At 73.0% G+C, this 13,212-nt stretch carries 8 protein-coding genes; 3 read left to right on the top strand and 5 right to left on the bottom strand.

Annotation, left to right across the window (positions count from 1 at the left end; all coding sequences use genetic code 11):
- Nucleotides 1-293: 293 nt before the first annotated feature.
- Complete coding sequence (locus ACFWRV_RS30110; protein WP_384338972.1) at nucleotides 294-755, top strand: pyridoxamine 5'-phosphate oxidase family protein; 462 nt, start codon at nucleotides 294-296, stop codon at nucleotides 753-755.
- Between the two features lie 93 nt (nucleotides 756-848).
- On the opposite strand, the gene ACFWRV_RS30105 is transcribed toward ACFWRV_RS30110, so the two are convergent.
- The 5 genes from ACFWRV_RS30105 to leuS all read right to left on the bottom strand — a co-directional run bounded on the left by ACFWRV_RS30105 (nucleotide 849) and on the right by leuS (nucleotide 9,512).
- Nucleotides 849-3,413: a ComEC/Rec2 family competence protein gene (locus ACFWRV_RS30105; protein WP_384338970.1), complete on the bottom strand. Its 2,565-nt coding sequence runs from the start codon at nucleotides 3,411-3,413 to the stop codon at nucleotides 849-851.
- Nucleotides 3,410-4,102 (bottom strand): helix-hairpin-helix domain-containing protein, encoded by a 693-nt coding sequence (locus ACFWRV_RS30100; protein ID WP_384338980.1) that lies wholly within the window; start codon nucleotides 4,100-4,102, stop codon nucleotides 3,410-3,412. Before ACFWRV_RS30100 ends, ACFWRV_RS30105 begins: the two co-directional genes overlap by 4 nt.
- Before the next feature lie 625 nt (nucleotides 4,103-4,727).
- Nucleotides 4,728-5,573 carry a DegV family protein gene (locus ACFWRV_RS30095; protein ID WP_384338968.1) on the bottom strand — a complete coding sequence of 282 codons (846 nt, stop codon included), beginning with the start codon at nucleotides 5,571-5,573 and terminating at the stop codon, nucleotides 4,728-4,730.
- Between the two features lie 129 nt (nucleotides 5,574-5,702).
- On the bottom strand, nucleotides 5,703-6,488 hold the full coding sequence (locus ACFWRV_RS30090; protein WP_384338966.1) for a hypothetical protein: 786 nt from the start codon (nucleotides 6,486-6,488) through the stop codon (nucleotides 5,703-5,705).
- Nucleotides 6,489-6,638: 150 nt separating this feature from the next.
- Nucleotides 6,639-9,512: a leucine--tRNA ligase gene (gene leuS, locus ACFWRV_RS30085; RefSeq protein ID WP_384338964.1), complete on the bottom strand. Its 2,874-nt coding sequence runs from the start codon at nucleotides 9,510-9,512 to the stop codon at nucleotides 6,639-6,641.
- A 576-nt stretch (nucleotides 9,513-10,088) separates the two neighbouring features.
- Between leuS and ACFWRV_RS30080 the strand changes: the two genes are divergently transcribed.
- Both ACFWRV_RS30080 and ACFWRV_RS30075 read left to right on the top strand, forming a co-directional pair.
- Nucleotides 10,089-11,507 (top strand): hypothetical protein, encoded by a 1,419-nt coding sequence (locus tag ACFWRV_RS30080; protein ID WP_384338962.1) that lies wholly within the window; start codon nucleotides 10,089-10,091, stop codon nucleotides 11,505-11,507.
- A complete protein-coding gene (locus tag ACFWRV_RS30075) occupies nucleotides 11,504-13,081 on the top strand; it encodes a ferredoxin (protein WP_384338960.1) in 1,578 nt (525 codons plus the stop codon). The genes ACFWRV_RS30080 and ACFWRV_RS30075 overlap by 4 nt, the downstream gene beginning before the upstream one ends.
- Nucleotides 13,082-13,212 lie beyond the last annotated feature (131 nt).

Below are 13,212 nucleotides of genomic sequence, written 5' to 3'. Positions count from 1 at the left end.
CGGGCGCCCATGTACACTCACCAACGGCGGGGGCGCCCGCAGCCCCGGGCCGCGGGGGCGACTCCCCCCCCCACCGGCATCCACCCCGCCGCTACAGGTAGGACACATCCCCATCTCGAATGGTTGTACGAAAAACGAGCCACGTGGCACAGGACCGGGCAGTCGCGAGGGCTGCGCGACCTGGAGGATCACATCGCACCGAGGTAGGTGACGGGAACCACCGGTCCTAGGACTTCTGCCCCAGGTCCCTTGGCCGAGGCGCGGCGCGGTGGCCGGCCTCTAGCGTGTCGATCATGACCGAGCCCGATCCCCCGCGCAGCCGGGAACAGCGCAAGCAGGACGTCCTGGACCACCTGCGACAGACGGAGGACGCGTGGGTGGCGACGGCCTCCCCGGACGGCATCCCCACCCTGGTGCCTCTGTCGTTCCTCTGGGAGGAGGACTCCGGCGCTCTCTGGATGGCCACCCGGCGGACGAACCCTACGGCCGTCAACGTCACTCCCGGCGGGCCGATCCGGGTCACTCTCGGCCACACCCGCGACGTGGTGCTGATCGAGGGCGAGGCGAGGATCGTGGAGGCGGCGGACCTTCCCGCCGCGACGAGGGACGCCTTCGCCGCCAAGCTCCGGGGGTGGAGCCCGAGCGGCCCCCGCTATGTGTTTCTGCGCATCGTCCCCCACTCTCTGCGCGCCTGGCGCGAGGAGAACGAACTCGCCGGCCGTGACCTGATGCTCTCCGGTACCTGGCTGACCTGACCCAGACGCCCCGGCCCCGGGAGCGGGGTGGGGAACGGAACCGGGCGCGGGGCGGGGAGACCGGCGGGCGGGCGGTGACGGCTCCCGCGAGTGTCATGACCGGCCCACCGCCCGCAACTCCTTCCCCGCGCCCGCCACCGCGATCGGGCCGTCCGTGTCGGTGCGCAGAACCCGGGCCCCTGCCGCCGCGAGGGCGTCCACCGTGCGGGGCGAGGGGTGGCCGTACGAGTTGTCCGCGCCGCAGGAGATGAGCGCCAGCCTCGGCCGCACGCTGTGGAGCAGCCCGGCGTCCTGGAAGGCCGAGCCGTGGTGGGCCACCTTGAGGACGTCCACCGGGCCCGACGCCTCGCGCCCGCGCAGCAACTCCCCCTGGGCCGGGGGTTCGAGGTCCCCGAGGAGCAGCAGCGTCAGCCCTCCGGCCGCCCGTACACGCAGGGTGACGCTGGAGTCGTTCGGCTCCCGCACCGCCGCCGCTCCTGCTCCCCCGGGCCCGTGGCGCGGCCAGAGGACCCGCCAGTCGACCGGGCCCGCCCTGCGGTGCTCACCGGCCACGGCCCGCACGGTCGGGACCCGTGCCGAGGCTGCCGTCCGCCGCACGAACGCGGCCTGTTCGGGGGGCTCTTCGAGGCTCGTCGTCTGGATCGCGCCCACCGCCCTGCCCCGGAGCACACCCGGCAGCCCGCGCACATGGTCGGCGTGGAAGTGGGTCAGGATCACGAGCGGAACCCGGGTCACCGCGAGGTCGCGCAGACACCGGTCGACGGCACGGGGGTCGGGCCCGGCGTCGACGACCACACCCGTGCCCTCTCCCGCCGCGAGCACCATCGCATCGCCCTGCCCCACATCGCAGAGCGCGAACGCCCAGTCGGGCGGCGGCCATCCGGTCATGATCCGGGTCAGCGGAACCGGCCGCAGCACCGCCAGCACCAGAAGCAGCCCGGTGGCAGCGCAGATCCAGGGGCGACGGGCCAGCCTCGGGGCCAGGAGCACCGCCAGCACGGTGAGGCAGGCCAGCAGAGCCGCGCCGGACCACCCTCCGGGCCACTGCGCCTCCGCTCCGGGAAGGCCCGCACCCGTGCGGGCGACCGTGGCGATCCAGCCGACCGGCCAGCTCGCGATCCCGGCCAGCAACTCGGCCACCGGCGGGGCGACCGGGGCGACGGCGAGGGCCGCGAACCCGAGCACCGTCGCCGGTGCCACCGCGAACTCCGCCAGCAGATTGCACGGGACCGCCACCAGGCTGACCCGCGAGGCCAGGACCACCACCACGGGTGCGCACACGGCCTGCGCGGCCGCTGCCGCGGCCAGCACCTCGGCGAGCCTGCCCGGCACCCGTCGCGCCCGCAGGGCGGCGCTCCACCGCGGCGCGAGCGTCAGCAGCGCCCCGGTGGCCAGGACCGACAGCAGGAAACCGTAGCTCCGGGCGAGCCAGGGGTCGTAGAGCACCAGGAGGACCACAGCGGCGGCCAGGGCGGGGATCAAGGATCTCCGGCGGCCCGTTCCGATCGCGAGGAGGGTGATGAGACCGCAGGCCGCCGCGCGGAGCACGCTCGGCTCCGGGCGGCACACGATGATGAAGGCGAGCGTCAGCGCACCGCCGGCCAACGCGGTCCCTCGCAGGGAGAGTCCCAACAGAGGTGCCAGGCCGCGCCGTTCGGCGTTCAAGGCCGCCCCCGGCGGCCCGACGAGGAGGAAGAGCAGAATCGAGAGATTGGCGCCGGACACGCTCAACAGATGCGTCAGATCGGTCGACTTGAAGGCGTCGTGGAGGTCGGGAGGGACCCTGGAGGTGTCACCGACCACCAGCCCCGGCAACAGCGCCCGCGCATCCGCGTCCAGACCGTCCGTCGCCTCCCGCAACCCGGCGCGCAGGTCTCCCGCCGCGCGCTGGATCCACGTCGGGGGCCCGGTGATCCGGGGCTTCCCCGCGTCGTCCACCCGCAGGACCGCAGCAAGGCGTTCGCCGTCGTGCGCGGGAGGCGAGAGCCGGCCGGCCAGCCGGAGCCGGGTGGACGGGAGCAACTTCTGCCAGTCCGCCCGGTGGTCGCCCGCCCCCACCATGAGCAGCACGGGCGTACGGACCCGGGTGCTCGGGCCGTCCGGCGTTCCCACTTCCATGACCTCGGCATCGATCAGGAGAAGGGCCGGGGCGCTGTGGTTGCCCCGTACCGCCGGGCGGGTCGTCCGGGGATCCGAGGTCACCCGCACGTCGGCGTCGATCCGCGCATACTCCCGGGCCAGCCCGGGGACGGGACCGAGCCGCACGTCCGCTCCGTGGAGTCCGGCCACAGCCGCGCCCGCCGCCGCGCAGAGCAGCACGGCTCCCCCGGCCGCGACGGCCCGGGACCTTCCGACGGCCCTCCCCTCCCGAGAGGCGCGCGAGGCCACCACCAGCAGAACGAGCGCCGGAACCAGACAGGCGGCGGCCACTGCGACCACCCACCGCCCCGGGAGGCCCAGCGTCGACGCCGCGGCGCCCCAGACCGCCAGGGCGGGCGGAACCAGCCGCAGATCCGTCGGCCCCTCCGGTCGCGAACCCTCCCTCGCCGCACCCCCGTCACCGGCCCCGACCGGCGAACCCGCGTCACCCGCCGTGCCCGCGCTCCCGCTGTACCTGTCCGCGGCCCGGGAGTCGAGCCGGGTCTCACGGCTGCTCATGGCCGTACGAGAGGCTGTAGGTCGGCAAAGCGGCGGTCGCCGATCCCGTCGACCTGCCGGAGCTCGTCGACGGACCGGAATCCGTTGTTCTCCGTGCGGTAGTCGATCATGTGCTGGGCGAGCACCGGCCCGACCCCCGGCAGAGTTTCGAGCTGCTCCGCGGTCGCCGTGTTCAAGCTCAGCGGTGCCGAGGGCCCGGCCCCGCCCGGCGGGCCGGCCGGCCCGGCCCCGACCCCGCCGCCTCCGGTCGTCCCGGTGACCGACGGGCCGGGCGGCAGGCCCACGGCGACCTGCTCACCGTCCACCAGGAGCCGCGCCCGATTGAGTCCCGTCACATCCGTGCCGGCGCGCACACCGCCCGCCGCCTCCAGCGCGTCCGCCACCCGTGACCCCGCCGGCAGCCGACGGACCCCCGGCCGGTGCACCTTGCCGCTCACATCGACGACGATCTGCCCGATCCTGTTTCCGCTCCCGCCCGCGGCCGGCGGCTCCCCGGCGGCCGGACGAGGCACCGGATCGGGGACGCTGGTCCGTAACGGATCCGGTGGCAGCGCGGACGCCGCCGCCTCGTCCGCGACCGGGTCCGGCGCACGCACGGCCTGGGGGCGTACGGACCAGAAGTGCAACGTGGCGACGGCCACGGCGGCGAGCAGCACCAGACCGAGCACCACCGGCGTGCGCGGCGCCATCCCGCACCGGAGCCGCACCCACAGCGGCAGCCGCTCCCGGACGGCCGCCACGAGAATCCGCGTCCTCGACCTATCGCCGGACACCACCCCTGCGGTCTCGGGCGTGGGTGCCGGCACGGATGCGGGTACAGGTGCCGGCCGCTCAGGTACCCGTACGGGCTCGCCTTCGCTCTCAAGCCCTGAGGCGCCCGCCATCAGCGCATCGGCCCGGCGACGCGCGGCCGCCGATACCAGGGCGGAACGCCCTCGCACGGACCGCCGCCCACTGTGGCGCGCACCGGGACGAGCACCGGGGCCGGCACCCGCCCGGCCGCTCGGGCGCGTGCCGGATCCGTGCCGCGCCCGTGCCGGCCTCCGCCCGTACAGCGGATCGGGCGGAGGCAGAACCGCAGACGTGGACGGCGTGGACGCGGAGGTGGACATGGAGGTGGACGTGGACGACGGATCGGTCGATGAGGCAGAGGTGAAGGGAGCGTCGGAAGCCGACGCCCGAGGAGATCGAAGGGCCATGCCTCACGACGTTAGGCACATCCGCCCGAACCTGCTGAGCGGCACCGATTCCTGTGGACAGCCCAGCAGTTGTGGAAAACTCGGCCACCCTGCGGAGTGAAACTCCCCAGCCCGTTCACCGCAGCGAGATCACCGCACCGAGCAGCCCCGGACCCGTGTGCGCGCCGATCACCGCGCCGACCTCGCTGACATGGAGGTCGACCAGACCGGGAACGCGTTCGCGCAGCCGCTCGGCCAGGCGCTCCGCACGCTCCGGGGCGGCGAGGTGGTGGACGGCGATGTCCACCGGGGCCGAACCCGCCCGCTCGGCGACGATCTCCTCCAGGCGGGCAATGGCCTTGGACGCTGTCCGCACCTTCTCCAGCATCTCGATCCGTCCCCCGTCGAGCTCCAGGATCGGCTTCACCGCCAGCGCGGATCCCAGCAGGGCCTGTGCCGTGCCGATGCGGCCGCCCCGGCGCAGATAGTCGAGAGTGTCGACATAGAAATACGCCGAGGTGCCTGCGGCCCGCTTCTCCGCTGCCGACACCGCTTCGTCCAGGCCGCCGCCCGCCTCGGCGGTCTCCGCCGCCGCGAGTGCGCAGAACCCCAGGGCCATGGCGACCATGCCGGTGTCCACCACGCGTACCGGAACGGGGGCATCCTTCGCCGCGAGCAGCGCGGCGTCGTACGTACCCGAGAACTCCGACGACAGGTGAAGCGACACCACCGCGTCCGCTCCGCCCTCGGCCGCCGCCCGGTAGGCCGCGGCGAAGACCTCGGGGCTGGGGCGGGACGTGGTCACGGAGTGGCGTTTCTGCAGAGCCAGGGCGAGCGAGCGGGCCGAGATCTCCGTACCCTCCTCCAGCGCCCGGTCGCCCAGGACGACGGTCAGCGGCACCGCGGTGATGCCGTGCCGTTCCATCGTCGGGCGCGGCAGGTAGGCCGTGGAATCGGTGACGATAGCGACATGGCGGGACATGAGCCGGAGGTTACCTGGCCTGGTGGGAGTGCGGCAGCCCGGCCCCGGCCCTCTGATCATTCATGGGCCGGTTCGGAACGGATCCGGTCAGGCGCGGCCCACGGACGTTCCCGCCCGGTCACACGTGCGTCAGTTCGTCGTTTCCGGCCGGGTGGACTTCTGCCACGGGTAGGTCGTGCGCAGACGCGGGTCCGGTGCGGTGATCGCCTGCGGGCTCTCCTCGCGGGCCGGTCCGGACCACGCCTCGTCGGCCGTGCTGCTGTCGCCGGCCGAGGGGCCCGCCGGAGCGGCCGGCTCCGGCCAGTCCGTCCCGGGGCCCTGGCCCGGCCTCGTGGCGGAGGTCCCCGCGCCGGACGCCTGCGACGACTCGTCCACGTCCCAGTGCCGCAGCGCGCCGGCCTCGATGTCGATCTGCGCGTTCAGCGCGTCCAGGTCGTCGTCGGCGAACTGCCGCGCACGGTCCCGTGCCGCCCAGCGCAGCGACTCCGCCGAGTGCGTGATGCGCTGCGTGCGTTCCTTCAGCTTGGGCAGCAGGCCCGCGACCGTCGCCCGGTCCGGCTCGCGCTCCAGCCTCTTCAGCTCGTCGTCCAGCTCCAGACCGTGGGCGCTCAGCCGCCGGAACAGCCCCACCGACTCGGCCAGGGAGGCGTCCTCGGCGACTCCGGCGTGCAGGGCGTCCTGTGTGGCCCGCATCGAGGTGCGCAGGGAGAGCCGGAGCTGCGCGAGCTCGCCCGCGACCCCCACCTGCCCGAAGCTCTTGGCCCGGAGCGTGGTGTCCTCCACGGTGCGACGGGCCTGTGTGATGGTGCGGTCGACGCCGCGCTTGGCCGCGCCGACGGCCTTCACGGTCGCGTAGACACCCAGCGCGACGAACGCGACCAGGAGCAACGCGAGGATCGTGATCGCGGCTTCCATGAATGCCCCTCGGTGTCTCGATGCGGCCGCCGGTACCGGTCGCTCCCTCCACCGTAAACGGAACGGGCAGGCCGAGGGTTCCTTCGGAACCCCCAACCTGCCCGTAGGGGATGGCTCTGACCGCGCACCGCGACCGTCAGAGGGCGACCGTCACGCGGGGACGATGTTCACCAGCTTGGGCGCGCGCACGATCACCTTGCGGATCCCCGCCCCGCCCAGCGCCGCTACGACCGCCTCGTCGGCCAGGGCCAGCGCCTCCAGCTCCTCGTCCGTGATGGAAGGCGAGATCTCCAGGCGGGCCCGGACCTTGCCCTTGATCTGGACGACGCAGGTGACGGTCTCGTCCACGACGTACGCCGGGTCCGCCACCGGGAAGTCCTGGTGGACGACCGACTCGGCGTGGCCCAGCCGCCGCCACAGCTCCTCCGCGATGTGCGGGGCCAGCGGGGCGATCAGCAGGACCAGCCGCTCGGCGACCGACCGCGACAGCGGGCCGCCCGCCTTCGTCAGATGGTTGTTCAGCTCGGTGATCTTGGCGATGGCGGTGTTGAACCGCATCCCCGCCAGGTCCTGGCCGACCCCGTCGATGGCCTTGTGCAGCGCCCGCAGGGTGTCCTCGCCGGGCTCGGTGTCGACAACGGTGACCTCGCCGGTCTCCTCGTCGACCACGTTGCGCCACAGCCGCTGCAGCAGCCGGTACTGGCCGACCACGGCACGTGTGTCCCAGGGGCGCGACACGTCCAGCGGGCCCATCGCCATCTCGTACAGGCGCAGGGTGTCCGCGCCGTACTCCGCGCAGATCTCGTCCGGCGTGACCGCGTTCTTCAGGGACTTGCCCATCTTGCCCAGGACGCGGCTGACCTTTTCGCCCTCGTGGAAGAACGCGCCGTCGCGCTCCTCCACCTCGGCGGCGGGGACGGCGATGCCCCGGCTGTCGCGGTAGACGAAGGCCTGGATCATGCCCTGGTTGTACAGCTTGTGGAACGGCTCGGCGGAGGAGATGTGGCCCAGGTCGTGCAGCACCTTGGACCAGAAGCGGGCGTACAGCAGGTGCAGCACGGCGTGCTCGGCGCCGCCGACGTACAGGTCGACGCCGCCGGTGGGCTGCCCCTCGCGCGGGCCCATCCAGTACTGCTCGATGGCCGGGTCGACCAGCTGACGGTCGTTGTTCGGATCCAGGTAGCGCAGCTCGTACCAGCAGGAACCGGCCCAGTTGGGCATGGTGTTGGTCTCGCGGCGGTACTTGCGCGGACCGGAGCCGTCACCCAGGTCCAGCGTGACGTCGACCCAGTCCGCGTTGCGCGACAGCGGGGTCTCCGGCTGGGCGGAGGCGTCCTCCGGGTCGAAGGTGCGCGGGGAGTAGTCCTCGACCTCGGGCAGCTCCAGCGGCAGCATCGACTCGGGCAGCGGGTGGGCGATGCCCTCCTCGTCGTACACGATCGGGAAGGGCTCGCCCCAGTAGCGCTGCCGGCTGAACAGCCAGTCGCGCAGCCGGAAGTTGACGGTGCCCTCGCCGACGCCGTGCTCCCGCAGCCACTCGGTGATCCTCGCCTTGGCCTCGACGACGCCCAGACCGTCCAGCGAGATCTCGCCGTTGGCGGAGTTGACCAGCTTCGCGTCGTACGAGCTGAAGGCGTCGTCCCACGTGGCGGGGTCGGTGCCGCGGTCGTCGGAGGGCTGGACGACGCAGCGCATCGGCAGCTCGAAGGCGCGCGCGAAGGCGAAGTCGCGTGCGTCGTGCGCCGGTACGGCCATGATCGCGCCGGTGCCGTAGCCCATCAGGACGTAGTCGGCGATGAAGACGGGGACCTGCTCGCCGCTGACCGGGTTGGTCGCGTACGCGCCGGTGAAGACACCGGTCTTGTCCTTGGCCTCGGCCTGCCGCTCGACGTCGGACTTGGCGGCGGCCTGCTTGCGGTACGCGGTGACGGCCTCGGCCGGGCTCGCGTGGCCGCCGGTCCACACGGGGTGGGTGCCCTCGGGCCAGGCGGCCGGAATGATCCGCTCCACCATGTCGTGCTCGGGTGCCAGCACCATGTACGTCGCGCCGAACAGGGTGTCCTGGCGGGTGGTGAAGACGGTGATGCCGCCCGCGGTGTCCACCGGGAACTCGACCCGGGCGCCCTCGGAGCGGCCGATCCAGTTGCGCTGCTGCAGCTTGATGGCATCGGGCCAGTCCAGCCCGTCCAGGTCGTTCAGCAGCCGGTCGGCGTAGGCGGTGATGCGCATGTTCCACTGGCGCAGCTTGGCCTTGAAGACGGGGAAGTTGCCGCGCTCGGAGCGGCCGTCGGCGGTGACCTCCTCGTTGGCCAGGACGGTGCCCAGACCGGGCGACCAGTTGACGGGCGCGTCGGAGGCGTACGCCAGTCGGTACTGGCTCAGCAGATCGGCGCGCTCGGTGGCGCTCAGCGCGCCCCACTCACGGCCGTCGGGGGTCGCGCGCGTGCCGTTCTCGAACTGCTCGACCAGCTCGGCGATCGGGCGGGCCCGGTCGGCCTCGGTGTCGTACCAGGAGTTGAAGATCTGCAGGAAGATCCACTGTGTCCACTTGTAGTACTCGGCGTCGATCGTCGCGAACGAGCGGCGCTTGTCGTGGCCCAGACCCAGCCGGCGCAGCTGGACCTTCATGTTCTCCATGTTGGCCTCGGTGGAGACCCGGGGGTGGGTGCCGGTCTGGACCGCGTACTGCTCGGCGGGCAGGCCGAAGGCGTCGAAGCCCAGGGTGTGCAGCACGTTGTGGCCGGTCATCCGCTGGTGGCGGGCGTAGACATCGGTGGCGATGTAGCCCAGCGGGTGTCCGACGTGCAGACCCGCACCCGAGGGGTACGGGAACATGTCCATGACGAACTTCTTCGGCCGGGCGGCGAGCGCCGGGTCGCCCGCCAGGTCACCGGTGGGGTTGGGGGCCTCGTACGTCCCCTCGGCGTCCCAGAAGTCCTGCCAGCGTGCCTCGATGTCGGCGGCCATCGCCGCCGTGTAGCGGTGCGGCGCGGCCGTCTCGGCTGCGGAATTCGTCTCGCTCATGATCCTCAAAGCTCCATCGATCGTCATCTGCCGGGAAACGAAAAATCCCCTCGCACAGGAGGGGACGCCGCGCTGACTCCGACCAGGCGTTCTCACCGGTCGGAACTGGTCAGCGCGGCTCGCTAAGCAGAAGGCGTACGGCACGCATGGCGTCAGGGTACCGCACGGGGCCGGAGGGGAGCGGGGAGTAACCAGGGGGCGGACATCGGCGCGCGAGCGGCATCCCACCGCCCGCACGCCCGCTCGCACGCCGCGGAACACACCGTCAGCACACTGCCCGCCCATCACACTCCGTAGCGGAAACGTGACGCCTTCATGGATGCGGCGTGTGTGTTCTGCGGGCTTCCCGCGAGGTTTTCGCGGAGCCCTGGGGCGGCGTCCGAGGCAGGGGGAACGCCCGGGAAGCGGGGGTTACTCCGCGTACCGACCTCTATCGGGGCAACCGAGCAAACCTCGTACTGGTTGGTATGGGGCGTCCTAGCATGCGGCAACGGGACCGCTTTGCCGAACTATTCGGAGTCGCCCCCCATGAACCCTCATCGCAAGATCCGCGTATCCCCCAGCATGAGCACCGCAATGAGTCGGCCGGTACAGGGCGGCCTGACAGTCGCCGCGTTGGTCTTCGTCCCTCTGTTCGCCGTCGCGGGGAGCGACGAGCTGCGCGCCACCCTCGATTTCACCACCGGCGTCCTGTCGCTGGTGTCACTCAGCGCGGCCGTCGCCTGGGGCCTGCTGGCCACCGACCGGCTGTTCCTCTCCACCCGTCAGCGCATCGTCTGCCAGGGCGTTCACCGGGCCACCGCCGTGGCCTCGCTCGGCTTTCTCCTGCTGCACGGAACCGTGAAGGTCGCTCTCGGGCACGTGGCCTTGATCGGCGCCCTCATACCCTTCAGTCTCGGCGTGACCGGCGCGGCGGGACTCATCGGCTTCGGCTCGCTGGCCGGACTGCTGATGGTCGTCACGGCCGCGACCGGTGCCCTGCGCAGCGCCTTCGCACAGCCCTCCCCCACGACCGCCCGGCTCGGGCAGTCGCTGGGCTCGCCCCGGGACACGGGCGGGATCGCGGGCCGCTGGCGCGCCCTGCACGCGCTGGCGTATCCGGCGTGGTGCGCCGCGCTGGTCCACGGCCTCTACGCGGGGCGTGCGGCCGCCACGTGGGTGGTCGTGATGTACGGGCTCTGCCTTGCCGGGGTCGCCGGGGCCCTGTGCCTGCGGCTGCTGCCGCGCCCGACGAAGCGGCGGATCGCCGACCAGGTCGCCGAACTGCTGGGCCAAGGGCCCCCGGCCGCTCCCGATCCGGTCCTGCGGGAGTCCTCGTCGTCCGCCGGGGAGCCCTGGTCCGATCCGGCCGCCTGGAGCGAGCCGGACCGGGACGTACGGGGCACGCCCGTGCGCCCGCGCACCCTCTCGGCGCCGATACCCCCGGCCGCGCCCCCTCCCACGGCGATCCCCGGCTCGCTGCACGAAGCGCCGACGGAGACGCTGTACGGCGTCAGTTCACCCCTGTACGAGCCCCCGCCCCGCAGCGCCGACCGCATCGCCTTCGGCCCGCCGGAGGCCCTGCCGGACCAGGGGTGGAGGAAGGCGGGACCGCGCCCCGGACCGGGCCTGACGGCCGGATACCGCGCCGTCTCGCTCGGCGGCGGCCCGTCGCTCCCGCCGGATGCCCGGTGGCCCTCGCCGTCCCCCGCGCCGCCCGCGCAGGCGCACCACGGTCCGCCCCGGCAGGACCCGTCGGCGCACACCACACAGGAGCACCCGTACGCGGCGGCACAGGAGCACACCTACGCGGCGCCTTCCGACGCGACACCGGACTACGGCACGCCGCAGCACGGCTCCCCGGAACACGCCGGCGCACCGACCGCATACGACACCACCGCCTCCGCCCCCATCGCCTCCCCCTTCGCCGCGCCCCGTGCCGAACCGGGGCCCGGACCGTTCACCGCGCCCCCGGCCGGCGAACCCTGGCACGCACCCGCAGGAGACCGACCGTGAACGTCCCCCTCCCCGATCTGCCCGAGGTCCGCGTCGTCGGACTGCCGCAACTGACCACCGGATTCGACCTGGTGGAGCGGCTGGACCTCGCCATGCACCTCAAGGTGCACGGGCCGCTGGAGCCGATGACCGGTGAACGGCTGGCCGAACTGGCCGAAGCGATCTCGCTGCGCGGAAAGGGAGGCGCCGGTTTCCCGTTCGGCAAGAAGCTGCGGGCGGTGGCGAAGGCCTCCATACGGCGCGGTGTGCGGCCCGCCGTCGTGATCAACGGCAGCGAGGGCGAACCCGCCTGCCGCAAGGACACCGTCCTGCTGAACCGCGCCCCGCACCTGATCCTGGACGGAGCGCTGCTGGCCGCGGAGGCACTCGGCGCGCGCACCCTGGTCGTCGCCGTCACCCGCAACTCCACGGAGATCTCCGTACGGGCGGCCCTCGCCGAGCGCGGCCTCTCCGACCGGCGCGGCCAGCAGCTGCGCGCCCGGGTGGTCCGCACCCCGGAGCGCATGGTCTCGGGCGAGGCGTCCTCGGTGATTCGGGCGGCGAACGGCGGGCCCGCCCTGCCGCCGGGCCGGCGCGAGCGGGCGGCCGAGACCGGGGTGGGTGGCGCGCCGACGCTGCTGTCGAACGCGGAGACGTACGCCCAGCTCGCCGTCGCCGCCCGGATCGGCCCCCGCCGCTACGGGCACACCGGGCTGCCGGGCGAACCGGGCACCGTCCTGCTCACCGTCTCCGGCGCCGTGGCCCGGCCGATGGTCATCGAGGTGCCGACCGGGGTGCCGCTGCGGTACGTCCTCCAGCTCGCCGGGGCCCCGCCGCTCCCCCAGGGAGTCCTGACCGGCGGCTATCACGGCAACTGGATCGACGCGGTCTCCTCGCACAACGCCGTGGTCTCCCGCGAGTCCCTGGCCACGGTGGGGGGCGCTCTCGGCGCGGGGGCCATCCTGCCGATCGGCCCGGACACCTGTCCGCTCGGCGAATCCCTCCGGATAGCCAACTGGCTGGCCGCCGAGACCGCCGGACAGTGCGGTCCGTGCAAGCTGGGGCTCCCCGCCGCCGCGGGCGGGCTCTCCGACGTGCTGAACGGCGGCGGGCCCGCCGCCCTGGAGGCCCTGCGCGAGGTCACCCAGGCCGTGAAGGGCCGCGGGGCGTGCAAACACCCGGACGGTTCCGCCCGGTTCCTGCTCTCGACCCTGTCGGCGTTCACGGACGACCTCGCCGCACACGTCCTGGACGGCGGCTGCGGCCGGGAGACGGTCGGGGTGCTGCCGCTGCCCGCACCCGGCTACCAGGATCTGGAGGAGTCGATTCCGAGCGGCGAGAGGCTCGCGGTCGACTGGACGCTCTGCCAGGGCCACGGCCTGTGCGCGGACCTCGTCCCCGAGCTCATCCGGCTCAGCCCGGACGGCTATCCGGCCCTGGCGGACGCCGCCGTTCCGATGCATCTGCGCGGGCGCGCCCAGCGGGCCGTACGGCGCTGCCCCGCCCTGGCGCTCCGCATCGAGCAGCCGCCGGCCGAACAGCGTCCCGCCCTCCCGGCCGCGAATCGGCGTGCACTGGGCAGCGGGCGCGGCTGATCCGGGCGAAGGCGGTCCGGACACGAGAAGCGGGGCCCCCCAAAACGGAGTGCCCCCAGGAAAAGCACAAACATGTTGTTCAAAACATAATATTACTAAAGAAATAAAGCAAGAAAAGAAGAACCACTAAA

Source organism: Streptomyces sp. NPDC058576, assembly GCF_042718715.1.
GTDB lineage: Bacteria > Actinomycetota > Actinomycetes > Streptomycetales > Streptomycetaceae > Streptomyces.
This window is presented reverse-complemented; position numbering and strand designations above follow the sequence as displayed.